Origin of the sequence: Curtobacterium sp. MCBA15_009 (assembly GCF_001864895.1) — a bacterium.
Lineage (GTDB): Bacteria > Actinomycetota > Actinomycetes > Actinomycetales > Microbacteriaceae > Curtobacterium.
Genome location: NZ_MJGO01000038.1, coordinates 91,840 through 115,578 on the forward strand (window position 1 = coordinate 91,840; position 23,739 = coordinate 115,578).

General features: G+C 73.9%; 27 protein-coding genes. 10 read left to right on the top strand and 17 right to left on the bottom strand.

From position 1 onward, the window contains the following. Positions 1-79 precede the first annotated feature (79 nt). From BIU97_RS12195 to BIU97_RS12205, 3 genes are all read right to left on the bottom strand, one after another. Positions 80-1,006 carry an ROK family protein gene (locus BIU97_RS12195; protein WP_083420915.1) on the bottom strand — a complete coding sequence of 309 codons (927 nt, stop codon included), beginning with the start codon at positions 1,004-1,006 and terminating at the stop codon, positions 80-82. Then, a complete protein-coding gene (locus BIU97_RS12200) occupies positions 1,003-2,220 on the bottom strand; it encodes a glycoside hydrolase family 76 protein (RefSeq protein WP_083420916.1) in 1,218 nt (405 codons plus the stop codon). Before BIU97_RS12200 ends, BIU97_RS12195 begins: the two co-directional genes overlap by 4 nt. A gap of 173 nt (positions 2,221-2,393) precedes the next feature. Continuing rightward, positions 2,394-3,035, bottom strand: a complete 642-nt coding sequence (locus tag BIU97_RS12205; RefSeq protein ID WP_071262720.1) for a GntR family transcriptional regulator — start codon at positions 3,033-3,035, stop codon at positions 2,394-2,396. A gap of 117 nt (positions 3,036-3,152) precedes the next feature. Here BIU97_RS12205 and BIU97_RS12210 point away from each other — a divergent pair, with 117 nt between their 5' ends. The 4 genes from BIU97_RS12210 (at position 3,153) to BIU97_RS12225 (ending at position 6,880) form a co-directional block, all read left to right on the top strand. Further along, the gene (locus BIU97_RS12210; RefSeq protein WP_071262719.1) at positions 3,153-3,857 is read left to right on the top strand and encodes a DUF969 domain-containing protein; all 705 of its coding nucleotides are present in this window, start codon (positions 3,153-3,155) and stop codon (positions 3,855-3,857) included. Next, positions 3,854-4,924, top strand: a complete 1,071-nt coding sequence (locus tag BIU97_RS12215) for a DUF979 domain-containing protein (RefSeq protein ID WP_071297796.1) — start codon at positions 3,854-3,856, stop codon at positions 4,922-4,924. The genes BIU97_RS12210 and BIU97_RS12215 overlap by 4 nt, the downstream gene beginning before the upstream one ends. Further along, positions 4,911-5,972 carry a DUF2891 family protein gene (locus tag BIU97_RS12220; protein WP_254782985.1) on the top strand — a complete coding sequence of 354 codons (1,062 nt, stop codon included), beginning with the start codon at positions 4,911-4,913 and terminating at the stop codon, positions 5,970-5,972. The genes BIU97_RS12215 and BIU97_RS12220 overlap by 14 nt, the downstream gene beginning before the upstream one ends. Before the next feature lie 152 nt (positions 5,973-6,124). Next, positions 6,125-6,880, top strand: coding sequence for a glycoside hydrolase family 16 protein (locus BIU97_RS12225; protein WP_083420917.1), 756 nt, complete (start codon positions 6,125-6,127; stop codon positions 6,878-6,880). A 39-nt stretch (positions 6,881-6,919) separates the two neighbouring features. Here the strand turns inward: BIU97_RS12225 and BIU97_RS12230 are convergent, their stop codons facing one another. The 4 genes from BIU97_RS12230 to BIU97_RS12245 form a co-directional block, all read right to left on the bottom strand. Continuing rightward, on the bottom strand, positions 6,920-7,222 hold the full coding sequence (locus tag BIU97_RS12230; protein WP_071262716.1) for a putative quinol monooxygenase: 303 nt from the start codon (positions 7,220-7,222) through the stop codon (positions 6,920-6,922). Positions 7,223-7,286: 64 nt separating this feature from the next. After that, the gene (locus BIU97_RS12235; protein WP_071297798.1) at positions 7,287-8,171 is read right to left on the bottom strand and encodes a biotin-dependent carboxyltransferase family protein; all 885 of its coding nucleotides are present in this window, start codon (positions 8,169-8,171) and stop codon (positions 7,287-7,289) included. Continuing rightward, the gene (locus BIU97_RS12240) at positions 8,168-8,797 is read right to left on the bottom strand and encodes a 5-oxoprolinase subunit B family protein (protein ID WP_071297799.1); all 630 of its coding nucleotides are present in this window, start codon (positions 8,795-8,797) and stop codon (positions 8,168-8,170) included. Before BIU97_RS12240 ends, BIU97_RS12235 begins: the two co-directional genes overlap by 4 nt. Beyond that, on the bottom strand, positions 8,794-9,555 hold the full coding sequence (locus BIU97_RS12245) for a LamB/YcsF family protein (RefSeq protein ID WP_071297800.1): 762 nt from the start codon (positions 9,553-9,555) through the stop codon (positions 8,794-8,796). The genes BIU97_RS12240 and BIU97_RS12245 overlap by 4 nt, the downstream gene beginning before the upstream one ends. A gap of 180 nt (positions 9,556-9,735) precedes the next feature. Here BIU97_RS12245 and BIU97_RS18130 point away from each other — a divergent pair, with 180 nt between their 5' ends. Further along, the gene (locus tag BIU97_RS18130) at positions 9,736-9,906 is read left to right on the top strand and encodes a hypothetical protein (RefSeq protein ID WP_175472446.1); all 171 of its coding nucleotides are present in this window, start codon (positions 9,736-9,738) and stop codon (positions 9,904-9,906) included. Here BIU97_RS18130 and BIU97_RS12250 read toward each other — a convergent pair. Beyond that, positions 9,878-11,128, bottom strand: coding sequence for a glycosyltransferase (locus tag BIU97_RS12250; protein ID WP_071297801.1), 1,251 nt, complete (start codon positions 11,126-11,128; stop codon positions 9,878-9,880). The two genes, BIU97_RS18130 and BIU97_RS12250, sit on opposite strands and share 29 nt — an antisense overlap. 84 nt (positions 11,129-11,212) lie before the next feature. Between BIU97_RS12250 and BIU97_RS12255 the strand changes: the two genes are divergently transcribed. The 3 genes from BIU97_RS12255 to BIU97_RS12265 are packed head-to-tail and all read left to right on the top strand — an operon-like array spanning position 11,213 to position 14,032. Next, positions 11,213-12,196 (top strand): NAD-dependent epimerase/dehydratase family protein, encoded by a 984-nt coding sequence (locus BIU97_RS12255; protein ID WP_071297802.1) that lies wholly within the window; start codon positions 11,213-11,215, stop codon positions 12,194-12,196. Between the two features lie 37 nt (positions 12,197-12,233). Continuing rightward, on the top strand, positions 12,234-13,094 hold the full coding sequence (locus BIU97_RS12260) for an MBL fold metallo-hydrolase (protein ID WP_175472447.1): 861 nt from the start codon (positions 12,234-12,236) through the stop codon (positions 13,092-13,094). After that, a complete protein-coding gene (locus BIU97_RS12265) occupies positions 13,091-14,032 on the top strand; it encodes a 3-oxoacyl-ACP synthase III family protein (RefSeq protein ID WP_071297804.1) in 942 nt (313 codons plus the stop codon). The genes BIU97_RS12260 and BIU97_RS12265 overlap by 4 nt, the downstream gene beginning before the upstream one ends. Positions 14,033-14,205: 173 nt before the next feature. On the opposite strand, the gene BIU97_RS12270 is transcribed toward BIU97_RS12265, so the two are convergent. Both BIU97_RS12270 and BIU97_RS12275 read right to left on the bottom strand, forming a co-directional pair. Continuing rightward, positions 14,206-14,568 (bottom strand): hypothetical protein, encoded by a 363-nt coding sequence (locus tag BIU97_RS12270; RefSeq protein WP_071297805.1) that lies wholly within the window; start codon positions 14,566-14,568, stop codon positions 14,206-14,208. A 145-nt stretch (positions 14,569-14,713) separates the two neighbouring features. Beyond that, positions 14,714-15,529 (bottom strand): alpha/beta hydrolase, encoded by an 816-nt coding sequence (locus BIU97_RS12275; RefSeq protein ID WP_071297806.1) that lies wholly within the window; start codon positions 15,527-15,529, stop codon positions 14,714-14,716. Positions 15,530-15,618: 89 nt separating this feature from the next. Between BIU97_RS12275 and BIU97_RS12280 the strand changes: the two genes are divergently transcribed. Continuing rightward, on the top strand, positions 15,619-16,221 hold the full coding sequence (locus BIU97_RS12280; protein WP_217640110.1) for an LppP/LprE family lipoprotein: 603 nt from the start codon (positions 15,619-15,621) through the stop codon (positions 16,219-16,221). Here BIU97_RS12280 and BIU97_RS12285 read toward each other — a convergent pair. Both BIU97_RS12285 and BIU97_RS12290 read right to left on the bottom strand, forming a co-directional pair. Further along, the gene (locus tag BIU97_RS12285; RefSeq protein WP_139196025.1) at positions 16,215-16,847 is read right to left on the bottom strand and encodes a hypothetical protein; all 633 of its coding nucleotides are present in this window, start codon (positions 16,845-16,847) and stop codon (positions 16,215-16,217) included. The two genes, BIU97_RS12280 and BIU97_RS12285, sit on opposite strands and share 7 nt — an antisense overlap. Before the next feature lie 29 nt (positions 16,848-16,876). Beyond that, complete coding sequence (locus tag BIU97_RS12290; protein ID WP_071297808.1) at positions 16,877-17,548, bottom strand: hypothetical protein; 672 nt, start codon at positions 17,546-17,548, stop codon at positions 16,877-16,879. Positions 17,549-17,605: 57 nt separating this feature from the next. On the opposite strand from BIU97_RS12290, the gene BIU97_RS12295 reads away from it, so the two are divergent. Beyond that, complete coding sequence (locus BIU97_RS12295) at positions 17,606-18,637, top strand: YeiH family protein (RefSeq protein ID WP_071297809.1); 1,032 nt, start codon at positions 17,606-17,608, stop codon at positions 18,635-18,637. Positions 18,638-18,734: 97 nt separating this feature from the next. Here the strand turns inward: BIU97_RS12295 and BIU97_RS12300 are convergent, their stop codons facing one another. The 5 genes from BIU97_RS12300 to BIU97_RS12320 form a co-directional block, all read right to left on the bottom strand. After that, complete coding sequence (locus BIU97_RS12300; RefSeq protein ID WP_071297810.1) at positions 18,735-19,811, bottom strand: ABC transporter permease; 1,077 nt, start codon at positions 19,809-19,811, stop codon at positions 18,735-18,737. Next, positions 19,808-20,689, bottom strand: a complete 882-nt coding sequence (locus BIU97_RS12305; RefSeq protein WP_071297811.1) for an ABC transporter ATP-binding protein — start codon at positions 20,687-20,689, stop codon at positions 19,808-19,810. The genes BIU97_RS12300 and BIU97_RS12305 overlap by 4 nt, the downstream gene beginning before the upstream one ends. 356 nt (positions 20,690-21,045) lie before the next feature. After that, positions 21,046-21,729 (bottom strand): response regulator, encoded by a 684-nt coding sequence (locus tag BIU97_RS12310; protein WP_071297812.1) that lies wholly within the window; start codon positions 21,727-21,729, stop codon positions 21,046-21,048. Continuing rightward, the gene (locus BIU97_RS12315; RefSeq protein WP_071297813.1) at positions 21,711-22,985 is read right to left on the bottom strand and encodes a sensor histidine kinase; all 1,275 of its coding nucleotides are present in this window, start codon (positions 22,983-22,985) and stop codon (positions 21,711-21,713) included. The genes BIU97_RS12310 and BIU97_RS12315 overlap by 19 nt, the downstream gene beginning before the upstream one ends. 10 nt (positions 22,986-22,995) lie before the next feature. Next, on the bottom strand, positions 22,996-23,670 hold the full coding sequence (locus tag BIU97_RS12320; protein ID WP_071297918.1) for a peroxiredoxin-like family protein: 675 nt from the start codon (positions 23,668-23,670) through the stop codon (positions 22,996-22,998). Positions 23,671-23,739 lie beyond the last annotated feature (69 nt).

Genomic DNA, 23,739 nt, shown 5'->3' on the forward strand with positions numbered 1-23,739 from the left:
CCGGGGTCGGCTGTGCTCGATCCCGATGCCCGACCGCGGGTCCGGACGGCGGGGCCGGACCGTGGGGCCGGACCGCGGATCAGCCGTCGTCGTGCCCGGCGACGCGGCTCCAGGCGACGGCGGCTCCGGCCAGCGGGGCCCTCGTGCCGAGCGAGGCCGCCACCACCGGGCCGCCGTCGTCCGTGCGGACATCCGGCGCGATCGTGTCGCGGAGCGGGCCGCCGACGACGTCCCACGACCGGACGATCGACCCACCGACGACCACACGGTCCGCGGCGAACCGCTCGACCCACGGCCGCAGCGCGGTGCCGAGGGCACGTGCCGCGCGGTCGACGACCTCGGCGGCGAGCCGGTCGCCCTGTCGCGCGAGGGCGCAGATCTCCTCGACGGTGCGGTCACGGCCCGCTGCCGCGCGGTAGGCGTGACGGAGAGCGGGGGAGGAGAAGGTCGCCTCGAGCGGGCGTCCGTCGATCGTCAGCCGGTGCACCTCGCCCGCCTCCGGCACCCGGTCGCCGGTGCTGACCTCGACGCCGTCGTGCAGGAAGGCCGAGCCGACCCCGGTGCCGAGGGTGATGCAGACCATGCGCGGTGCCCGTGCGCCGGACCCGGCGGCCCACTCGCCGATGCCGTACGCGACGGCGTCGTTGCAGAAGCGGACGTCGTCCGGTGCCACGTCGAGCCGCTCGGCGAAGGCCCGGCGCAGGTCGACGCCCGCCAGTGAGCGGAACTTGTCGACCCCGGCGAACGTGCCGGTGCCCGCGGCGTAGTCGAACGGTCCGGGCACGGCGACGACCCAGCCCCTCGGCGGACCCGCCGAGAGCAGGGACCGGGCAGGGCCGACGAGTTGGTCGAGCAGGACGCCGAGCGGCGCGTGCGGGTCGATCGCCGCGCCGGCCTCGCGGTCGACCGCGCCCACCGCCGCCGGGTCGACGAGCGCGGCCGTGACGTGGCTCCCGCCGACGTCCATGACGCCGACGGGAGCCCCGGTCGGGAGTGCGGTGGTCAACTGACCTCGCCGAGTCGGTCGGGCGACCACGCGAGGACGGCGAAGACCTGGATCATCGCTGCCTGGTCGAGCGTCGCGGCGGGGCGCGACCAGTCCGGGTCGCCACCGCCGCTCGGCTGGAAGTGGAACAGCCCGGTCGCCGGGTCGCGGTTGTCACGCCAGGTCGCCGTCGCCCACTGCTCGGCGGCGGCGCGGTACGCGGGGTCGTGCTGCACGGAGTCGAGCAGCAGCAGGTCCTTGACGTAGAACGCGTTGAACACCGCGGGCTGCTGCTGCAGGCGGTCCTCCGCCGTCCAGTAGCGCAGCGACGCCTTGGCGGCCGCGGCTGCCTGGCGCAGGTACTTCGGGTCGTCGGTGACGCGGTACAGGATCGTGGCCGTCCCGATCATCGCGCCGGAGTTGTACGTCCACAGCGTCGGGTCGATGGTGCCGTCGGGGCCGATGCTGTTCCGGTACAGGCCGGCGGACTCCCGCAGGCAGCGGTTGTTCCACTGGTACAGCTTCGTGCTCGTGCGCAGGTACGACGCCTCGCCGGTCTCCTCGTACAGGTGCGCGGCGAGCTGTGCCGTGAGTCCGGTGACGTTGGCGGCGCGGACCGTGTTGTCCGGTCGGTCGATCCAGTCGGAGCCGCCGGGACACGGCAGCGTCGCGTCGGTGTTCCAGCTGCGCGCGGCGACGTCGAAGGCGGCTTCGGCGCGGTCGAGGTACGCCGGGTCGTCGGTGGCCTGGTACTGGCTGACGAAGGAGAGGCCGACGACCGCGTTGTCGTCGTAGTAGACGTCGCCGCCGGTGCCGAGCGGTGCGGGCAGGTACGACTCGTAGCCGGGGCGTCCTCCCGGAGCGACCGCGTGGTACCGCTCGAAGCCGTCCACCCGTGCAGCGGCGGAGTGCGCGTAGGCGGCGCCGGCACCGTCGATGCCCTGCAGGTCGAGCGCCGCCTGCGTGGCCTCGCGGTACTCCCAGAGGAACGAGTACGGGTTGCCGGTGCTCGTGTCGGTGTTCTCCCGGTACAGCCCGTGACCTGCGGAGCCGGTGTACAGGGCGTCCTGCATGGCGTCGTAGGTGGCGCTCGCGCGCTGCTGCCAGACGGCGTCCGGTGGTGCGGCAGCGGCGTCCGCAGCCTGGGGGACGCCGACGGCGGCGACGCCGAGGACGATCGCGGCGGCCGTGACCCGCACCCCACGGACGGCGGTGCTTCGTGTCGAGCTGAGCATCGTTGCTCTCCTTCCCGTTGGTATCGTTACCATACGCGGCGGGCACGAAGACGACAAGGCTGGGTCGGCGCCCGCCCGGAGGCCCGGGCGGACATCATCGACGTCGGACGACATCGATCCTGTCGTTCCGCGTCGACCTCCCGTGCCCGTGCCCGTGCCCGCCCCCGTACCCGTCACCCCGCCGTCGTGGCTGACCGCAGCGCACGCTCGGCGTCGTCGAGGTAGTGCTCGAGCAGCGCGGACGCGCCCGGGCGGTCGCCGGCGCGCAGCGCGTCGACGATCGCCTCGTTCCGCTCGACGAAGCCCGCGTGGAAGGACGCCGGGTCGTCCGTCGTCAGGAACGCCAGCCGCATCTCGGCGAGCAGTCCGTCCATCAGACCCCACAGGCGCTCGCTCGGCACGGCCCGCACGAGCGCGGCGTGGAACCGGATGTCCGCCGTGCCGACCGCACGCCAGTCCCCGGCGGCAGCGGCGGCGCGCGCCTCGGCCACCGCTGCGGCGGCGTCGGCCAGCGCCGGAGCCGACGGGTCGCACGCGTGGACGGCCGCCTGCTCGAGCACGCGCCGCGCGGCGTACAGGTCGACGACGTCGGCGGTGGACAGTCGGCGGACGAACACCCCGCGGTTGAACACGTGCTCGACGAGCCGGTCCCGCGCGAGCAGGCGGAAGGCCTCGCGCAGGGTGTTGCGCGAGACGCCGAGCTGGTCGCTCAGCCGTTCCTCGGACAGCTGGGCCCCGGGGGCGAACTCCCCGTCCGCGATCATCGTGCGCAGTCGCGCCGCGGAGGACTCGGCGCCGCCGACGGTTCGGGTCATGCCCTCGATCCTGACACGATCCGGGGCGGGCACGCGGGGGCATGCTGTGTGACCGTCGTGTTACAGAGCAGAACGCCCTCTTGCGATTGTTGAACAATGCAGTCCAGGCTGGCCCGCATGTTCGTCCTCATCGGCGTCGCCGTCGTCATCGTCGGGTTCGCGTTGCGCGTCAACGCGCTCCTCGTCGTGACCGTCGCGGGCATCGTCACCGCGGCCATCGGCGGGATCGGTCCCGTCGGCATCCTCACCGCCTTCGGCGACGGCTTCGCGTCCAGTCGCTCGGTCACGACCTTCGCGCTCGTCCTGCCGGTCATCGGCCTGATCGAGCGCTACGGCCTGCAGGACCAGGCGAAGCGCCTCATCGCGAAGCTCGACAAGCTGACCACGGGGCGCCTGCTCGCCGGGTACCTCGCCATCCGGCAGGTCACGGCAGCGGTCGGCCTGACCAGCATCGGCGGCCCGGCGCAGACCGTGCGCCCGCTCGTGCACCCGATGGCCGAGGGCGCGGCGCTCAAGAAGTACGGCCGGATCGACGAGCGCATGCGCGAGAAGATCAAGGGCTACTCGGCGTCGTCCGACACCGTCGGGGTCTTCTTCGGCGAGGACGTCTTCGTCGCGGTCGGATCGATCCTGCTCATCACGACCTTCGTCGACTCGACGTACGGGCTCGCGCTCGAACCCATCGACCTCGCACTCTGGGCCATCCCGACCGGCATCGCCGCCCTGCTCGTGCACGGCACCCGGCTGCTGCTGCTCGACCGACGGCTCGACAAGATGGCGGCCGACGTGTCGATCGCCCCCGGCACGGAGGTCCCGGCGTGATCACCAGCGAATGGCTCTACTGGCTCATCGGCGCGTTCTTCATCGCCGTCGCGGTCCTCATCGTCACGGACACCGCGCACGCGAAGCGCCTCGGCAACGCGGCGTTCTGGGGCATCCTCGGCCTGTCCTTCTTCTACGGCACCTTCGTCGCCGCGAAGACCGCGCCATCGTGGGTGCTCGGCATCGCCGTCCTCGTGATGGTCGCCCTCGCCGGTCTCGGGTTCACCGGGACCACCAGCCGCACCCGGGTCGCGAGCATCCCCGGAGCCGGCACGGGCGCCGAGACGGGGCCGGCCGAACCGACGGGCGTCGCGACGAAGCCGTCCTCCAGCACGAGCGTCCTCGCCACCACCAGCCCCGACGAGCGTGCGGCGTTCGCGACCCGCTTCGGCAACAGGCTCTTCATCCCGGCGCTGGTCGTGCCCGTGGTCGCCGTCCTCGTGGCGACGCTCGGCCCGCTGGTCCGCATCGGCGGCGATCCCCTGCTCGCCGAGGGCAGCGCGACCCTGACCGGCCTGGGCATCGGCTCGGTCCTGGCCGTGGTCGTCGCGGTGTTCGTCCTGCGCCCGCCGCGCATCGCCACCCCGATCCGCGAAGGCGGGCGCCTGCTGCAGGCGATCGGCTGGGCGGCGCTGCTGCCGCAGATGCTGTCGACGCTCGGCATCGTCTTCACCCAGGCCGGGGTCGGCGACGCCGTCGGTACGATCATCAAGTCCGTCCTGCCGGAGGGCTCGCTGCTCGCCGCCGTGGTGGTCTACTGCCTCGGCATGGCGCTCTTCACGATCATCATGGGCAACGCGTTCGCCGCCTTCCCGATCATGACCGCGGCGATCGGCTGGCCCGTCCTGGTGCAGGGCTTCGACGGCAACCCCGCCGCGATCTTCGCCATCGGCATGCTCGCCGGGTTCTGCGGCACCCTGGTCACGCCGATGGCCGCCAACTTCAACCTGGTGCCGGCCGCACTGCTCGAGATGCGGGACAAGTACGGCCCGATCAAGGCGCAGATCCCGACCGCCGCCGTCCTGCTCGTCGTCAACATGGGAGTCATGTACCTTGTCGCGTTCTGATGCCACCCCGATCGACCTGACCCGGGCCGCGTGGGCCGACCGCTTCGCGGCCGTCGCCGCCGAGAACACCACCCGCGAGTACCCGTACGCGGCGCACCACACCACGTCCGGTCCGGACGACCGTGCCCTGCCCGTCGAGCTCCACCCGGCCTTCGCGACGTCCTACGACTGGCACTCGTCCGTGCACATGCACTGGCTCGCCACGCGCCTGGTGGCGCACGGCCTGTCGGACGGTCTGGAGGCCCGGCTCACTTCGATCCTGCAGGCGCACCTCACGACGGATCACCTCGCGACCGAGGCGGCCTACCTGCGGGGGACACCGCACTACGAGCGCCCCTACGGCTGGGCCTGGCTCGCCCGGCTCGCCGCAGAGGTCTCGGCGTCCGAGGTGCCCGCGATCCGGCAGCTCGCGCCCGGCTTCGCACCCGTCGTCGACGTGCTCGAGGACCTCGTCACCCGGTGGGTCGACGGTGCCGCCCACCCGGTCCGGCACGGGGTGCACTCGAACTCGGCGTTCGGGCTGCTGCTCGTGCTCGAGGCCGCCCGGTCGCTCGGCCGGGACACCCTCGCCGCGACGGTCGAGCGTGCCACGCGCGAGTGGTTCGGCGACGATGCCGGATGGCCCTTCGCGTGGGAGCGCAGCGGTCACGACTTCCTGTCGGCCGGGCTCGCCGAGGCCGACCTGGTGCGCGCGGTCCTGCCGGCCGACGAGTTCGCGACCTGGGCGCAGTCGTTCTTCGCCGAGGTGCAGCCGGGCGACGCGATCCTGCGGTCGACGGTGGTCCGCGACGAGAACGACCCGCAGCAGGTCCACCTGTTCGGCCTCGACCTGTCCCGTGCCGGTGCGGCACGCCGGATCGCGGACGCCCTGCGCGCCGACGGATCGCCCGGGGCGGGCGCGGGGATCGCGGGGCTGCTCGACGACGCGGCCGACCGGCTGCTGGCCTCCGGGCTCGCGGCGAGCGTCGGCGAGGAGTACTACTCGACGCACTGGCTCGCCAGCTTCGCCTGGGACGCGATGGAGGCCCGCGAGGACGCTGCGCGCTGATCCCGCGCGGGCGCATGGTCGCCTCCTGACCGGTGCCCTGTCAACCCCCTGCATGTGTTGTCGAAGACACCTAGCCTCGACGCCGAGCCGAGATCCGGCGGACGCCCGGGCCAGCGGGCGTCATCGGCCACACATCAGGGAGTGACGCACACATGCACCACCACAGGATCAGGAGAACCGCTCTCGTCGCCGCGGTCGTCGGCGCCACCGTCGTGGCGTCGATGGGGACGGGGAGCGTCGCCTACGCGGGGGTCACCGCCCCGGTCGGCGACGTCGGGAAGTTCCGGCAGACCTTCGTCGAGGACTTCAGCACCGCCGCAGCCGCGAACGGCCCCTTCGCGGCGAGGTACGCGAAGGCGTGGCAGCCCTACCCGGACGGCACCGGCGGCATGTACTGGGCCGGGTCGCAGGTCAGCGCCCACGACGGCTTCATGGACGTCGCGCTCGACGGGCGCCACGGAGCGGCCGGCACGTTCGGCACACCGTCCGGGGCCTGGTCGCACGTCGGCGGGAAGTTCTCCGTCCGTGCCAAGGCCACCGGCGGCACGGGGAACGGCGCCGCGTTCATGCTGTGGCCGTCGTCCGACGTCTGGTCGGACGGTGAGATCGACTACCCGGAGAGCAACTTCGAGGGGTCGCCGATGCTGCACCAGCACTCGATGACCCCCGGGCAGGAAGCGAACGCGACGAGCATGAGCACCGGGGTGACCTGGCGCAGCTGGCACGTCTACTCGGTCGAGTGGATCCCCGGCAGGTCGGTGCGGTACCTCCTCGACGGCAAGGTCATCGAGACGGTCACGTCGAACGTGCCCACGACGGCGCACCGGTACATGTTCCAGGTCGGGAACTGGGGTGCGGCGGGGCACCTCGACATCGACTGGGTGAGCACGTACCGGTACACCGGCTGAACCTGCTCGGGGCGTCGGTCCCGCTCGGCGGCCGTCCGGTCAGTCGAGCGGGACCGTGCGGCCGAAGGTGCGGGTGACGGGTGCCTCGGCGAGCAGCGGTCCGATGGCAGCTGATCCCTCGGGGGTGGCGCGCCAGGCGACGTAGGCGTCGTGGTCAGCCGCGGTGGTCCAGGACTCGACGACGACCATGCGGGTCGGGTCGTCGTCGTCCACCAGGACCTCGAGCGACTCGTTGCCCGGGAACGACGCCGTCTGGGCGAGGGTCTGCCGGACGGCGGACTCGACGGCATCCGCGGCGGCCTCGGCCTGGAACCGGACCTCGAGCAGGACGGTGATCGACATGTGGTGCCTTTCGTCGGGGATGTCCGAGACAACTCCCGACACCGCGTGGTTGTTCCGGCCCGGCCTACTCGACGACCCGGAACCGCAGCCGGTCGCCCGGGCGCAGCTGTGCGGCGCGGTCGACGGCGGTCGGCGTCAGCACCGCCACCACCGGGTAGCCACCGGTGACCGGGTGGTCGGCGAGGAAGAGGACGGGGTGGCCCTCCGGCGGCACCTGGAGCGACCCGGTCTCGACGCCCTCGCTCGGGAGCTCCCCGGTGACCGCGCGCTCGAGCGGCCGGTCGGCGGTGGTCCGCACCCCCACGCGGTCGCTGGCCGGGGTCACGTGGTGGTCCTGCCCGGTCAGCGTCGTCCGCCACCCGGCGGTGAACCAGTCGGCACGCGGGCCCGGCACCACGTCGAGCAGGACGTGTCCGCCCGGGAGGTCCTCCGGGGGCTGCGGTACGGCGTCGACGTTCGGCCACGACACCCGCGCGTCACCGACCGGCAGCACGTCCCCGACGGCCAGGGGTGGTGGGCCGAGCCGGGCGAGGGAGTCCCACGACCGGCTGCCGAGCACCGGGTCGACCGCGACGCCGCCGAGCACCGCGACGTAGGCGCGCAGCCCGACCGTCGCGGTGCCGATGCGCAGGGTGTCACCGGGCGCCAGGAGCAGGACCTCGTGCGACGCCGCGCCCCGGACGCTCCCGTCCGCGCGCTCGACCTCGACGGGGCAGGCCGCGCCGGTGGTGGCGGCGACCACGTACGCGTCCGCACGGAGCGCGACCGAGCCGAGCAGGGCCTCCAGGACGGCCGCGTCGGGACGGTTGCCGACCAGCCGGTTCGCGAGCGCTGCGGACCCGCGGTCGGCGGCGCCCGCCGCGCCGAGCCCCATGTCGCTGAAGCCGGGCCGGCCGAGGTCCTGGGTGGTCACGCCGTAGCCGACGTGCGTGACGGTGAGGGCGCTCATGCCCGACCCGCGTCGACGAAGCGGACCCGTGTGCCGGCCGGCGCGAGGGCCGGCGGATCGCGATCGAGGGACCACATCGGCACCGTGGTGCGTCCGATCAGCTGCCAGCCACCGGGTGAGACCCGCGGGTAGACGGCGCTGAACTCACCGGCCAGCGCCACCGACCCGCTCGGCACGGCGGTGCGGGAGGAGGGACGGCGGGGGAGGTCGAGCGGGGGCTCCGAGCCGGTCAGGTAGCTGAACCCGGGGGCGAAACCGCAGAACGCGCTCGTCCAGACCTGGCTGGTGTGCCAGGCGACGAGCTCGTCGGGGGACATGCCGGTCAGGTCGGTGACGGCGTCGAGGTCCTCGCCGTCGTAGACCACCGGGACGACGAGCGGGGCGCCGTCGACCGCGGTCGCGGCGGCGACCGGGGCGACCCGCTGCAGGTCGGCCCGCAGGCGGACGGCGTCGGTCGTGGCGGGGTCGAACCGGAGCAGCAGCGTCCGGGCGCCGGACACGACCTCGGTCAGACCGGGGACCGGGACCGCTGCCAGCCCCGTGCGGAACGCGACGACGTCGGGCAGGGAGTCGAACGTCGCGAGGAGCGCGGTCCGTCCCGCGGTCCGGAGGTCGGGGGCGGTCATCGCGCGAACGGGGTGATCCGGATGCCGTGCTCGGTGAGGAGCGTGCGGACGGCCCGGGCCATCGCGACCGCGCCGGGGGAGTCGCCGTGCACGCACACCGAGTCGGCGCGGACCGGGACGTCGGAGCCGTCGACGGCGGTCGCGACCCCGGCGGTGGCCATGCGGAGCACACGCGCCGCGACCTCGTCCGGGTCGTGCAGCACCGCGCCGGGTCGACTCCGTGACACGAGCGAACCGTCGGGTTCGTAGGCGCGGTCGGCGAAGACCTCGCTCACCGCGCGGAGCCCGTGGCGCTCGGCGGCGAGCAGCAGCTCGGACCCCGGCAGCGCGAGCACCGCGAGGGACCCGTCGACGTCGGCGACCGCCCGGACCACGGCCTCGGCCTGCACCGGGTCGGCGCACGCGGTGTTGTACAGCGCGCCGTGCGGCTTGACGTAGGTGACGGCCGTGCCGGCGACCCGTGCCGCGGCGGCGAGTGCGCCGATCTGGTGCACGACGTCGGCGTGGAGTTCGTCGGGCGTGACGTGGACCGGACGGCGGCCGAAGCCCGCGAGGTCGCGGTAGGCGACGTGTGCGCCGACGGCGACCCCGCGCTCGGCGGCGGCGCGCGCCGTGGCGAGCATGATCACCGGATCACCCGCGTGGGCACCGCAGGCGACGTTCGCGCTCGACACCACGTCGAGCATCGCGGTGTCGTCGGCCGTGGTCCAGGCGCCGTAGCCCTCACCGAGGTCGCTGTTCAGGTCGATCGTCGTCACGAGGTCCCCTGTCGTCGCCGGAGTTGTTGAACAATCTACCGAACGGCGCGGTCGGTGTCACCCGGCAGCGCAGCCCCGCGGCGCCGTCGTCGGCGGATTCCGAGGCACGGGCCGTACTGTCCGAGACCTCAGCACCGCCGGTGGCAGCGCCTCCGGACCGACCCTGCACTGGAGCAGCCCATGAGCGACAACGCCAGCACCCACGACGCCCCGAAGAACGACCCGGAGGGCACCGAGAAGCCGGGCGGCCTCGGCGACGACAACACCATCCCGAACGAGCCCGACGGCCTGGCCGCCGGCCACACGGGCGACGACTCGCACTTCAACCAGGAAGAGGACGGCGACCAGTAGGCGGCGACGCCCCCTCGTCGCGCGCAGCCGCCACGGCCTGCTCGTACACGTCGACCAGGGCCGCGGTGGGCTGCGCGACGCGACCGCGGTCGGCGAGCACCGCCTCGCTCGCGCGGGTCACCGCATCCGGATCGGCGCGGAGCCGACCGACCACGGCGGCGAGGCCGGCTGCGTCCGGGGTCGGGGCGAGGAAGCCGCCGCCCTCCGGCACGACCTCGGCCAGGTCCGGGTCGCAGTAGAGCACCGGCAGCCCGGTCGCGATCGCCTCGAGCATCACCATCGGCTGGTTGTCGAAGTCGAACGAGCTCGACACCAGCAGGTGCGCCGACCGCATGGCGTCGAGCACCCCGTCGTGCGGTGTCGAGCCGTGCAGGGTCACCGGAGCGCCCGCGGCGGCGCGGGCGACGTCGGCGCGGGCCACCCCGTCGCCGTGCACGTCGACCTGCACCCCCGGCGGGAACGCGTGCGCCGCCCGGACGAGCACGTCCGGACGTTTCTCCGGTGACAGCCTGCCGACCCAGAGGATCCGCAGGGGTTCGTCGGCGCGCAGGGTCCGCGCCGGCACCGTGCCGATCGCGTCGAGCACGCTCGTCTCGATGCCGTTGGTGAGCACCGTCACCGGCGTGCGGACGCCCTGGTCGACGAGCTTCTGCGCGAAGTGCCCGGACGGCACGACGACGTGCGTGGACGCCCGGGACTGCGCGAGCATGACGCGCCACATCCGCCGGCCGGTCCGTGTCCTCGTGTACGGGCGGTCGCCGGCCACCCGGATGCCGTCGTGGCTGATCTGTCGGCCGTGCAGGGCGGCGAGCAGGACGGTGGTGACCGCGGGGAGCGGCAGCACGTTCCGCGTGTAGACGTCGATCCGCCCGTGCATGGTGTGCACGACCGGCAGCCCCAGGTCGTGGGCGGCCCGGACACCGCCGAGCGCCGCGAACATCTCGGAGTGGGTGTGCACCACCTCGACGCCGCGGGCGGCGAACTCGCGCCGGAGCAGCCGACGGAGCCGTCGCGGCGACCACGCGAAGGGGTAGCCGTCCGGGCGGAAGACGGGGGAGACCGGCAGTCCCACGACACCGGGGTCCGTCGACGGCGTGGTGAGCGGGCAGAACACCGTCACCTCGTGTCCGGCTGCGGTGAGCGTCTCTGCGAGCGCGCGCACCGCGGTCTGGACCCCGCCGAGCGTCGGCAGGTAGTAGTCGGTGACGAGGGCGATCCGCACGTGGACGAGCCTAGACGGCTGCCCGGCGGCGGGCAGCGAGCACGGGCAGCGAGCACCGAGCGGCGAGCACCCTAGGATCGGAGGATGGGGGAGAACGTGCTCGTCACGGGTGCCACCGGGTTCCTCGGCGGCCACGTCGTGCGGGACCTGCGGGCGCACGGACACCGGGTGACCGCGGCCGGTCGGCGTGCGGACGCGCTGCCCGACGGGCCGGTGTTCGTCGGGGACCTCGACGACCTCGGCCGCTCGTCCGTCCCCGCCGACGTCGTGGTGCACTGCGCGGCGCTCTCGTCGCCGTGGGGTCGGTGGTCAGAGTTCGAGCACGCGAACGTCACCGGGACCGCGCGGGTGCTGCAGTACGCGCGACGGGTCGGGGCACGCCGGATCGTGCACGTCTCCTCGCCCGGCGTCTACGCCGCGCCGCGGGACCGCCTCGGCATCCGCGAGCACGAGGTCGACCCGAGCCGGCCGATGAACCACTACATCCGGTCGAAGCTGCACGCCGAGTCGCTGCTCCGCGCGGCACGGGACGTCGAGGTCGTGGTGCTCCGCCCCCGCGGCATCATCGGGGCCGGCGACCCGGGACTGGTGCCCCGCCTGCTGCGCGTGCACGAGCGCGTCGGGGTGCCGCTGCTGCGCGGCGGCCGGGGCCTCGTCGACCTGACCGCCGTCGAGAACGTCGCACTCGCCGTCCGGCTGGCGATCGAGGTGCCCGAGGCCGCCGGGCTCGCCGTCAACGTGACGAACGGGGACCCGCGGCCGTTCGTCGACCTGCTCGACCAGCTGCTCACCGGGCTCGGGCTGCCGCTGCGGCACCGGTCGCTGCCGGCCGGGGCCGTGTACCGCGCGGCGGGCCTGCTCGAGGCGGTCTGCGGTGTGCTGCCCGGGCGGCCCGAACCCCCGGTGACGCGCTACACCGTCTCGACGATCACGCACTCGCAGACGCTCGACATCACCCGGGCGCGCGAGGTCCTGGGCTACGAGCCGACCGTCGGCCTCGACGCCGCGCTGGCCAGCTACGCGTCGGCCGACCGCACGGCGTCGACCCCGGGGAGCGCTGGTGGGTAGTCTCCGCGCGTTCGCCTGCGGGTCGACCGTCCACGGCGTGCACCAGCTCCTGCGTGGTGCCGCCCGTGAGCGCCGCGTCTTCCCGGCGAACGTGTTCCTGTACGAGGACGGCGACCGGCGGGTGCTGTTCGACACCGGGTACGCGCCGCTGCCGTGGCGGACCGGCCCGGCGGGCGCCGCCTACCGGCTCCTGCTGCCCCCGCACGTGCCGGCCGGGGCGTCGGCCGGTGCGCAGGTGTCCGACCCCGGCACGGTGACGCACGTGGTGCTGTCCCACCTGCACCCGGACCACGTCGGCGGCCTGTCCGCGTTCCCCACGGCCGCCGTCGTCGTGTCGGAACCGGTGCGCCGGACCCTGGCCGCACCGCGACTCCGCGACGGCGTCCTGGCGGGGCTGCTGCCCGACGACCTGGACCGACGGCTCCTGGTGGTGCCGGACGACGCCTTCGGCCAGGGCACCGGACCCGGCGGGCTGCGCACCGCCGACCTGTTCGGCGACGGCTCGTACCGACTGGTCGACCTGCCGGGCCACGCGCCCGGTCACCTCGGGGCGGTCATCGAGGGCCGCGTGCTCCTCGCCGCGGACGCCGCCTGGGGCCGCGACCTGCTCGGCCAGGAGCACCGCATCCGACCGGTGCCGCGCGCCGTCGCGGACGACCACCCGGCGCAGCGCACGACGGCCGCGCAGCTGCTCGACGCCGAACGCTCCGGGGTGCGGCTGCTCTTCAGCCACGACCACCACCGCACCGACGTCGACCTGCTCGGTGCTGACCTGCTCGGTGCTGACCAGCTCGGTGTCGACCAGCACCGCACCGGTGCGGACCTGCCGGCCGGGGACGACCACGAACCCGGCCGCGCGGACGCGCACCGGAGCACCGACGAAGGGGGACCACCATGAGGAGTTGCCGGATCAGCGGTTGGGGCACGTACCTGCCGGACCGGGTCGTCACGTTCGAGTCGCGTTCCGGCACCGCCACGCGCCACCGCATCGCCGACGACGTCTCGCAGCTCGACATGCTGTCGGCCGCCGCCGAGGACGCCATCCGACGTGCCGGGTTGACCCCCGACGACGTCGACTGCGTCATCGCGGCGTGCGCGGCCGGTGTGCAGCCGATCCCGTGCACGGCGTCGCTCGTCATGGAACGCGTCGCGCCCGGCGCCCGCGCGGCGGCGTTCGACGTGAACTCCACCTGCACGAGCTTCATCACCGCCGTCGACATCGCCTCGCGGTACCTGGCCGACGGCGAGTACGAGCGCATCCTGGTCGTCTCGGGGGACGTCGGCTCACGGTTCCTCGACCCGGAGCAGCGCGAGTCGTACGAGCTGTTCTCGGACGCGGCCGCCGCGGTCGTGCTCGAGCGGGGCACCGGCGAGCAGGGCGTGCTGTCGAGTCTGCAGCAGACCTGGCCCGAGCACGCGCACGACACCGAGCTGCGGGGCGGTCTGTCGCGGTACCCCGCCCAGGACTACGCCGACGGCGACCCCGCCGACTACCGCTTCGACATGCACGGCCGTCGGGCGCTCATGGGGATGCTCAAGGTCCTGCCCGGGTTCTTCGACCGGTTCTTCGAGCGCGCCGGGCTCGGCCTCGACGACGTCGACCTCGTCGTGCCGCACCAGGCGAGCGGGGCGCTCGGCATCGCGATGCGGCGGATCGGGTTCCCGCGGGACAGCTACGTCGACGCCGTCGCCGAGTACGGCAACATGGTGTCGTCCTCGGTGCCGTACACGCTCGCGAAGTGCCTGGAGGACGGTCGTCTCGGCCCCGGCGACACGGTGCTGCTGTGCGGGACCGCGGCGGGACTCACGGCGAACGCGCTGGCACTGCGGCTCTGACCACGCGCCGACCGCGGGGGCGGGGCAGCCCGACCGCGGGGGCCGCGCAGCCCGACCGCGCGAGCCGACCGCGCGAGTCGCGCAGCCCGACGCCGCGTGCCGACCGCGCGGGCCGCGCAGCCCGACGACGCCTGCCGACCGCACGGCCCGGTCGGACCCGACCCGCGGCCTGGTCAGTGCTGCAGGTGCCGTCCGTCGGGCATTGCCCGTCGTCCGGACAGCACCGCGACGAGCCGCGCGAACCACGACTCGCGGGCCGGCGGGGTCTGGACGGTCCGGGTCGGCGTGCGGAACGCCAGGTCGTGCAGCATGTTCCGCTTCGAACCGTCCCAGTTCGCGAACAGGTACGTCCCGCCGATGAAGGACATGCTCCGGACCGGCGCGCGCTTCCACGAGTCGGCTGCCACGAAGTACCCCGAGTGCCCGGACCGGATGTTCTCGATCACGACGTCGACGTCGATGACGCCGGTGGTCGTCACGACGGCGGTGATGCCCGTCCGGTCACGGGCGACGTACTCGATGAGGTGTTCGGTCACGGGGGAACTCTTCGTCACGATGGTTGAGCGTCACGGCAGGGGGCGCGGCGCGGGGAACAGGAACCGCCGTCGCTTCCGGTCCCAGGGTACGTCCGCGGTTGCCCCGCCGTCCGCCCGATGTCCGCCGTTCGCACCCGGGCAGCGCTCAGCGGACGGACCGGCCGAGCCACGCCGCGACCAGGTCGAGCGCTGCGGTCGAGTCGGGGGTGCCCGGCCGGTTGAGGAACGCGTGCCGACTGCCGGTGAGGACGTGCCGTTCGACGTCCACACCCGCTGCAGCGAGGTCCGTCGCGAAGCGCTCGCCGGAGGTCCGCATGACGTCCCGCTCGGCGTCGACGAACAGCGTGCGCGGGAAGGCGCCGAGGTGCTCGGGGGCCGGGAACGTGGACCCCGCTCCGGGCCCCGCGTACGCCCGGCTGCTCCGGTCGAGCAGGAACGGCGCGTGCGTGACGCGGCGGTGCCCGCGGACGAGTCGCTGGACGGCGGGGTCGCGGGGGATCGTCGGGTGGAAGAACCCGTAGGCGAGCACGACGCCGACCAGCGCGGGAGCGACCGCCACCGTCGCCGCCGCGAGGCACGCCCCGGCACTCGCGCCGCCGAGCACGAGTCCCGACGGCGCCTCGTCGTGCAGGCTGCGGAGCACGGCGGCGACCTCGTCGCGGGCGTGCGGCGCGCGGCGGCGGCCACGGGGTCCGCCCCGGCCGACCCAGGGCAGCCCGGGCAGCGGCCCGAGGCGGTAGTCGACGGTCACGACCGGTGTGCCGCGTGCCGCGAGGTCGCGTGCGACGGCGTCGGACTCGGGGAGCTCGAGGTCGCCGCGGAAGAAGCCGCCGCCGTGCAGCCAGACCAGGGTCGGCCGACCGTCGACGGACGCGCCGTCCGGGCGGTGGTGCCGGATCGGCACCGGCCCGTGGGGTCCGTCGACCCGGTCGTCCTCGACCACGATCGCCCCCGGCTGCATCCCCCGCACACCACCAGTGTGGCAGTACGTCCGGGCACCGGAGGGCGGTCCCTGGCACCGTGGGAGGAGTGCTGACCTCGAGAACGTCCGTGATCCTGACCGGTGCCGTCCTGGTCGCCCTGCTCACCGGCTGCTCCGGCGGCGAGGGCGGGGGAGACGGCGGCGACGCGGCCACCCCGACCGTGACCGAGACCGTGACCGCCGCACCGAGCGACGACCCGTCGACACCGGCGTCGACCCCCACGCCGACGGACAGCCCGGCGACGACCCCGACCCCGACGTGCGGCCCCGCCGACGGCGCGGCGGCTGCAGCGGACGGCATCGCCGCGCTCCCGGAGCCGGCGGGCATCGCGGGCGCCCGGTGGGACGCCGCGAACGCCGACACCTCCGGGTACGACGCCTGCGCCGCGCTGTCCTGGTCCGTCGTGGCGCCCGTCGGTGCCACCGCCGGGTCGCCGTACGCGATCCTGCTCTTCCACCAGGGCCGGTACCTCGGCACCGCCACGGCGGAGCAGTACGCCTTCGAACCGATCGTCGAACGACGCAGCGACGACGCGATCGTGGTGACCTACCGCTACCCGAGGGCCGGCGAACCGAACGCCGCGCCGTCCGGCCGCACCACCGCGACGTTCACCTGGGACGCGGACACCGACCGCGTCGACATGACGGGCGACACCCCGCCCACTCAGTGACCGGCGGGGGTGTCCCGTGCGGACCCGAGCTCGCGCTGCAGCGTGCGCAGGACCCGCACGAGGGTGTTGAGCTCCGCCGGACCGGCCTCGTCCCCCCGGCCGAGTGCGGTTCGCGGCTGCACGACGACGTCCGAGCCGTCGGTCGTCGTGATCCAGATCCCGAACGCGACGCGCTGCCTGCGGACGGCCTTCGTCGCGACGGCGAACCGCCGGACGCGGGCCCACGGCAGGTCGAGGACCGGGGTGTCCCGCGACGGCGCCCACGCGTGCAGGCCGGACTCGTCGACGGTCCAGATCGCGGGTCGGGGTCCGGCGAGGTCGTCGGTGGTCCGCAGCCCCGACGTCAGCACGGGCAGGTGGAACCGCGGGGCCCTGCCCGCCCGGATGCGCGCCAGCGTGCGCCGGTCGGACCGGCCGGACGACAGGGTGGACACGGCCAGCACGATCCCGGACGCGGTGACCAGCAGGGGGACGAGGACGAGTGTCGCCTGCATCCTGCCGGTGCCGATGCTGCGCAGGAAGTCGGGGAACGCGAACTCGGCGACGGATGCGGCGACACCGACCACCGTGGTGATCGCCGCCGCGATCAGCACCGGGCCCCGCCGCGGCACGGTCCCGTCGCGCAACCGCTGCGCCCACGGTCCGTCCGTCGGTGTCACCGGTCCGCCGGCGTCCGACCGGGGCGGGCGGTGCCCCGGTGCGACCCGAGCTCGCGCTGCAGCGACCGGAGCACCTCCATCGTGATGTGGAGCTTCGTCGCGCTCGCGCCGAACGGGCGCCCGATCGTGGGCCGCGGTCGCAGCACGAGGGCGCTGCCCGCGACCCGACCGACCAGGATCCCGACGTCCGCCCGTTGCCCGCGGACGTCCTGCGACGCCAGGTCGATCGACGCGACGTCGTCCCACACGAGGTCGAACACCGGGTCGGGCCACTCCGGCGACCAGGCGTGCAGGCCCACACTGTCGACGGTCCACATCTCCGGCGGATCGTCGAGGGCGTGCAGTCCGGACCGCAGCACGGGCAGGTGGAACGCCGGCGCCGGACCGTGGGCGCGGATCCGGGCCAGGACCCGTCGGTCGCGCCGTCCGCGCAGCCACGAGAGCACCGCGGCGACCGGCCCGAACGCGAACAGGAGGGCCGACAGCAGCGGCCCGGACCACGGCCGTCGGGCCTCCGATCGCACGATGTCGTCGAGGTGCAGGACCGTCAGCCACAGGCCGACCGCGCCGACCAGCGTGACGACGACCAGTCCGACCAGGAACGGCCACCGCTTCGGTGGCACCCCGTCACGGAGCCGCTGCACCCACCGTTCCCCCGCGTACTGCACGGACCCATCCTGCCCGTCGGAGCAGCAGGGTGTCCGCGGGCGCGAGATGCTGGACGCATGCAGTCCGCCCGCACCGCCGCCCCCGGTGTCGCCCTCGCCGTCGCGATCGGCATCGTCGCCACCCTCGTCGGTCGCGAACTCCCCGTCGTCGGCGGGCCCGTCCCCGCCGTGGTCATCGGCGCCGTGGTCGGTTGGCTCGTCCGTCGTCGCACCGGAGGCACGCTCGCCGCACTGGCACCCGGCGTGAAGTTCTCGTCGAGCCGGGTCCTGCAGGCCGCGGTCGTGCTGCTCGGCGCGCAGCTGTCGATCGGCGAGGTCCTGCGCATCGGCGGCGAGACCCTGCCGGTGATGCTCGCGACGCTCGTCGTCTGCCTGGTCGCAGCGTGGGGGATCGGCAGGGCGCTGCGGGTGTCGAGCGCCCTCCGGACCCTGATCGGCGTCGGCACGGGCATCTGCGGTGCGTCGGCGATCGCCGCCGTCACCCCCGTCATCGGTGCCGTCAGCGCCGACGTCGCCTACGCCATGTCGACGATCTTCCTCTGCAACATCGCGGCGGTCTTCGCGTTCCCGCTGCTCGGGCACGCGCTCGGACTGAGCCAGCACGCCTTCGGCGTCTTCGCCGGCACCGCCGTCAACGACACGTCGTCGGTCGTCGCCACCGCGACCGTCTACGGCCGCCAGGCGACCGACACCGCGGTCGTCGTGAAGCTGGTGCGCACGCTCATGATCATCCCGATCGTCATCGGGCTGGCCGGACTGGAGGCCCGCCGCGCCTCCCGCGAGCAGCCCGCCCCCGCCCCGGGGCCGGGTCGCGGGTTCCGCGTGCTCCGGTTGGTGCCGTGGTTCCTCGTCGGGTTCCTCGTGGTGGTGCTGCTCCGGACCGTCGGGGTCCTGCCCGAGGCGGCGGCCCCGGGGTTCGCGACGGTCGCGTCGTTCCTGATCACGGTGGCGCTCGCCGCGATCGGCTGCTCGACGGACTTCGCGGCCCTGCGGCGCGCGGGCTTCCGTCCGATGCTGCTCGGCATCGCGCTCTGGGTCCTGGTGGCGGGCACGAGCCTGGGGATGCAGGCCGCCTTCGGCCTGCTCTGAACTGGTCCGGTCGGTCCGGTCCGGACGGGCCGCCGCCGCGACGGGAGGCCCGGATCACGTGAGCCGACCTGCTCACGTGATCCGGGCCTCCTGTCCGTCAGCCGCGCAGCGCCTCCGACAGCTTCACGCGGCTGCCGGTGCGCAGCAGCGCGTTCTCGTAGACCCGGGCGCCGACGGCGACCACGACGACGACCGACGCGACGACGACCAGGAGCGCCAGGACCGGCTCCCACCACGCGGCCGAGCCGAGGAAGATCCGCATCGGCATCCCGATCGCGGCGCTGAAGGGCACGTAGGACATGACCCCGAGCACGAGCGGGTTGTCGTACGCGACGATGATGAGGAAGTACGGGATCATCACGAGCATCATCACCGGGGTGGTGACGCTGCCCACGTCCTCCTGGCGGGAGACGAGCACCGCGGCCGCCGCGAACAGCGACGCGATGAGCACGAACCCGACGGCGAAGAACCCGACGAACCACAGGATGCTCGGGCCGAGCATCGCGAACACGTTGTCCTGCCCGGTCAGGGCCAGTGCGACGATCGCGGCGACGGCCACCGCGACGATCTGGGCGAACGCCATGACGCTGTTGCCGAGCACCTTGCCCGCGAGCAGCGCCCTGGCCGGGATCGCGGACATGAGGATCTCGACCACCCGTGTCGACTTCTCCTCGACGACGCTCTGCGCGATCGACTGGCCGAACGTCACCGCCGAGGCGAAGTAGACGACCCCGAACGCGATGGCGATGAGGTACACCAGACCGCCGGGCAGGGCGTCCGGGTCGAGCAGTTCGATCCGGGGCGAGACGCTCAGCGCCGAGACGACCTCGGACGGTGCGTCGTCGAGGCCGACGACCGTGTAGCCGAGCGGGTCGTCGGACGGCACGATCGCCGCGTCGACGTCGCCGTCCCGCACGAGTCGTTCGGCCGCGTCGACGGAGGCCGCGTCGGTGACGTCGAGCCCGCTCGTCGAGGGCAGCGAGACACCGTCGACGACGGCGACCGGGGTCGTGTCGTCGGCGGTGGCCTTGCCCACGATCCCGCCGACGACGATCGAGGCCACGACCATGCCGATGAGGATGAGCGCCGACACCACGAAGGCCTTGCTGCGGATGCGCGCCTGGATCTCGCGTCCGGCGACCAGCCGCACGGCCTGCACGAAGGAGCTGTTCACCGCACGACCTCCCGGAAGACCTCGCTGAGCCGCGGCACCCGCGGCGCGAACGACCCGACGGTGCCGTGCTGCACGGCACGCTGCAGGACACGCTGGGCGGTGGCGGCGTCGGCCTCGAAGACCGCGTAGCCGCCGTCGAACTCCCGGACGGCCACCCCCGGCTCGTCGCGGAGCCAGGCGACGTCGCCGTCGACCAGCAGCTCCCACGCGGCGGGGCCGGCCTGCTTCCGGAGCTCCTCCTGCGGCCCGGCGGCGCGGATGGTGCCGCCGGCGATCACGACGACGTCGTCGCAGAGCCGCTCGACCACGTCGAGCTGGTGGCTCGAGAACAGGACCGGGACCCCCCGCGCCGCGGCCTCGCGCAGCACGCCGAGCACCGTGTCGACGGCCATCGGGTCGAGGCCGGAGAACGGCTCGTCGAGCACGAGCACCTCGGGGTCGTGCGCCAGCGCGGCCGCGATCTGCACGCGCTGCTGGTTGCCGAGCGACAGCTTCTCGACGGGGTCGGTGGCGTGCGCGGTCAGTTCGAGGCGTTCGAGCAGGCCACTCGTGCGCGAGGTCGCCGTGCGCTTGTCGACCCCGTGCAGCCGGGCCATGTACGCGACCTGCTCGGCCACCGGCATCTTCGGGTACAGGCCGCGTTCCTCGGGCATGTAGCCGAAGCGGCGCCGGTCCGCCGGCCGGACCTCGGTGCCGTCGATCGACACCGTTCCGGCGTCGGCGCGGAGCACCCCGAGCATGATCCGCATGGTGGTCGTCTTGCCGGCGCCGTTGCCGCCGACGAACCCGGTGAGCCGGCCGCTGCCGACCGTGAACCCGACGTCGTCGAGCACCCGGCGGTCGCCGAACTGCTTGGTCACCCCGTCGATGGTGAGCATGTCGTCCCTTCGTGGCACTGTCCGCGACGGTCGTCGTCGCTGCGTCCGACGCTATTGCGCGGGGTGTGCCCGACGCCTCCCACGCGGGGCGGGGATCGGTGCGGTGTCTGCTCCGTCTGCTCCGTCGCGCGGGGGAGGGCGGGGCGGCGGGCCGCGGGCGGCGGGGCGGCGGCGCGGGCGGCGGTGCGGTGCGGCGGTGCGGCGCCGGTGCGTGCGCATGTTGCGACGATGCACGCGTCGATCGTCACGCGTCCTGTCGAACGATGCGCATGCACCCGGTGCGTGTGCACGTTGCGACGATGCACGCGTCGACCGTCACGTGTCCCGTCGGTGCATGCGCGCGCACCGGACCGCGGTCAGCGGGCGACGCCGTGCTCGAACGCCCACACGACCGCCTGGATGCGGTCCCGGAGCCCGAGCTTCTGCAGCACGTTCGAGACGTGGGTCTTCACGGTGGCGTCGCCGACGTACAGCTCGGCGGCGATCTCGGCGTTGCTCAGGCCCCGGGCGAGCAGGCGCAGCACCTCGCACTCGCGCTCGGTGAGCCCGACCTCGGCGAGCACGACCGTCGGAGCCGGCGCGGGCGGTGCGGCCCGGGGGACGGCGTGCGCCGCGGTCGCCCGGCTGATCACCCGTCGCGTGACGTCGGGGGCCAGCAGGGCGTCCCCGCCCGCGACGGTGCGCACGGCGTCGATCAGCCGTTCGGGGGAGGCGTTCTTCAACAGGAAGCCGCTCGCCCCGGCCTCGAGCGCCTGGAAGAGCGCGTCGTCGCTGTCGAACGTGGTGAGCACGAGCACGGCGGGGGGATCCGGCAGCGTCGCGATCCGCCGAGCGGCCTCGAGGCCGTCCACCCCGGGCATCTGCACGTCCAGGCAGACCACGTCGGGGCGCAGCGCGCGGACCGCCTCGACGGCCTGTGCACCGTCGCCGGCTTCGCCGACCACGCGGAAGCCCGGTTCGGACTCCAGGATCACGCGGAAGCCGGCCCGGACGAGCTCCTGGTCGTCGGCCAGCACGATCGTCAGGTCGTCGGGAGCCATGCGCGCACCAGGTAACCTCCGCGGGCACGGGGCCCGATCTCGATCTGACCGTCCACGGCCGCGACGCGTTCACGCATCCCGACGTGTCCGAGTCGGCTGCCCGCGGTGCTCCGCGCGGCACGGGCACCGTGGCCGTCGTCGGCCACCTCGACCTCGACGCCGTCGTCGAGGTAGCGCAGCCGGACGTCCGCCCGGGCGGTCGGCCCGGCGTGCTTGAGGACGTTCGTCACGGCCTCCTGCGCGATCCGGTACGCCACCGCCGCCACGGTCGGCGGCACCGGCCGTTCCACGCCGACGACGACGTACTCCGCCGGGTGGCCGGCGGCACGCGCCGACTCCGCCAGCGCGGCGATCCGGGCGATGCCCTCGGTGCTCGGGGCGTCGGCGACGGCCGTTGCGGCCCCGGTGTCGTCGTCCTCGGAGCGCAACGTGCCGAGCATCCGCCGGAGTTCCTCCACCGCGGTGCGGGCGCTCTCCTCGACCACGCCGAGCGACACCGTCGCCTGCACCGGGTCCCGGTCGATGACCCGGCGCGCGGCTCCGGCCTGCACGCCCATGAGCGCGACGTGGTGCGCGACGACGTCGTGCAGCTCGCGCGCGATGCGGACCCGCTCGATCGTGACGGCCTGTGCCGCCGACCGCTCCCGCTCGGCGGCGAGTTCGCCGGTGCGCTCGTCGAGCTCGTGCCGCGCGACGGCCGCGGCCCAGGCCCGGTTGCCGGCGTACCAGGCGGCCCCGAAGTAGATGACGTTGATGAGGATGTTCACGAGCGAGATCGCGACGTAGGGCGCCACCGGCGACTCCGTGTCGTTCGGCAGTGCGTTCGGCGACGCCCAGCCGAACGAGATCGCGATGAACAGCCAGGCGAACATGCCGCCGATGACGACCCACCGGACGACCTCGGCCCGGAGCCGGTCGGAGCACCACGCCCCCACCGTGTACAGGGGGATGAAGAGCGTGAAGTTGATGAGGAGGACTTCGGGCACGTGCAACAGCTGCGTCGCGGCGAACGCGACGCCCGCCACGAGCACCACCGTCATCGGGAAGCGCCGACGGAACGCAACGGGCGCCGCGTTCGCGACGATCATCAGCCCGGAGACCCACCACGCTGCCTGGTCGTCACCGTAGGTGCCGGCCGAGCTGTACAGGAACGTCGTGACGACGAGCCCGCCGGCGAGCACGGCGGCGAGCACGGCGTCCTGCCGGTACTCGCGCCGTCCCACCGGCAGTCGTGACCATTCCCCCGTCGCCCCCATGCAGGAGACGCTACCGGGTCGTGTCCACCCGCAGGGCGTCGACGGCCTCGAGCACGGTCGCCACCTCGGTCCGCGTCGTGTAGTCGACGTGCACGTCGGCGAACCGGACCGTTCCGTCCTCGTCGATGACGAAGACCGACGGGAACGGGATCGCCGCGGTGCCGTCGGCGTTGCTGTCCGCGACGTCGAAGCCGAGCTGCATGTGGGCTGCGCGGGCCTCGGCGTTCGGTGCCGTGACGACCCCGAACCGTCCGGCGAGGACGTTCTCCGGGTCGGACAGCACCGGGAACGCGAGCTCGCCGTTCGCGATCGCCTGCTCGGTGCCCTCCGGCGTCTGCGGCGACACCGCGACGAGCCGCACACCCCGCTCCTGCAGCGCCGGCAGCAGCTCCTGCTGGTAGGTGCGGAGCGTGAGGTTGCAGTACGGGCACCAGGCCCCGCGGTAGAACACGAGGACCGTCGGCGCGTCACCGCGGACCTCGCGCAGCGTCGTGTCGCCGCCGGTCGCGTCGAGCAGGGCCGCGTCGGGCACGGCGTCGCCGGTCCCGAGCACCGTGTCGGGCAGACCGGCGGCGCGCAGGTCCGCCTGCTCCCGGTCGAAGACACCGCTCAGCTCGGGGCCGATCTGCGCGGTGAAGCCGGTGTTGAACTCGTCGACGCGGCGAGCGATGGTGTCCTGGGGCATCGGGTCCTCCGTGGTCGTGGTCGGCGGGGTCGCCGTCCGCAGGGAGCGTAGGCACGGGGTGCGCCGTTC

Bases quoted from the DNA above. Each gene is read 5' to 3' on its own strand.
- BIU97_RS12240 (WP_071297799.1), bottom strand. From the start codon at position 8,797: ATGACCGCCCCCGACCTCCGGACCGCGGGACGGACCGCGCTCCTCGCG.
- BIU97_RS12295 (WP_071297809.1), top strand. From the start codon at position 17,606: ATGCAGTCCGCCCGCACCGCCGCCCCCGGTGTCGCCCTCGCCGTCGCG.
- BIU97_RS12225 (WP_083420917.1), top strand. From the start codon at position 6,125: ATGCACCACCACAGGATCAGGAGAACCGCTCTCGTCGCCGCGGTCGTC.
- BIU97_RS12305 (WP_071297811.1), bottom strand. From the start codon at position 20,689: ATGCTCACCATCGACGGGGTGACCAAGCAGTTCGGCGACCGCCGGGTG.
- BIU97_RS12210 (WP_071262719.1), top strand. From the start codon at position 3,153: ATGTTCGTCCTCATCGGCGTCGCCGTCGTCATCGTCGGGTTCGCGTTG.
- BIU97_RS12235 (WP_071297798.1), bottom strand. From the start codon at position 8,171: ATGAGCGCCCTCACCGTCACGCACGTCGGCTACGGCGTGACCACCCAG.
- BIU97_RS12315 (WP_071297813.1), bottom strand. From the start codon at position 22,985: ATGGGGGCGACGGGGGAATGGTCACGACTGCCGGTGGGACGGCGCGAG.
- BIU97_RS12205 (WP_071262720.1), bottom strand. From the start codon at position 3,035: ATGACCCGAACCGTCGGCGGCGCCGAGTCCTCCGCGGCGCGACTGCGC.
- BIU97_RS12265 (WP_071297804.1), top strand. From the start codon at position 13,091: ATGAGGAGTTGCCGGATCAGCGGTTGGGGCACGTACCTGCCGGACCGG.
- BIU97_RS12255 (WP_071297802.1), top strand. From the start codon at position 11,213: ATGGGGGAGAACGTGCTCGTCACGGGTGCCACCGGGTTCCTCGGCGGC.
- BIU97_RS12200 (WP_083420916.1), bottom strand. From the start codon at position 2,220: ATGCTCAGCTCGACACGAAGCACCGCCGTCCGTGGGGTGCGGGTCACG.
- BIU97_RS12320 (WP_071297918.1), bottom strand. From the start codon at position 23,670: ATGCCCCAGGACACCATCGCTCGCCGCGTCGACGAGTTCAACACCGGC.
- BIU97_RS12310 (WP_071297812.1), bottom strand. From the start codon at position 21,729: ATGGCTCCCGACGACCTGACGATCGTGCTGGCCGACGACCAGGAGCTC.
- BIU97_RS12230 (WP_071262716.1), bottom strand. From the start codon at position 7,222: ATGTCGATCACCGTCCTGCTCGAGGTCCGGTTCCAGGCCGAGGCCGCC.
- BIU97_RS18130 (WP_175472446.1), top strand. From the start codon at position 9,736: ATGAGCGACAACGCCAGCACCCACGACGCCCCGAAGAACGACCCGGAG.
- BIU97_RS12275 (WP_071297806.1), bottom strand. From the start codon at position 15,529: ATGCAGCCGGGGGCGATCGTGGTCGAGGACGACCGGGTCGACGGACCC.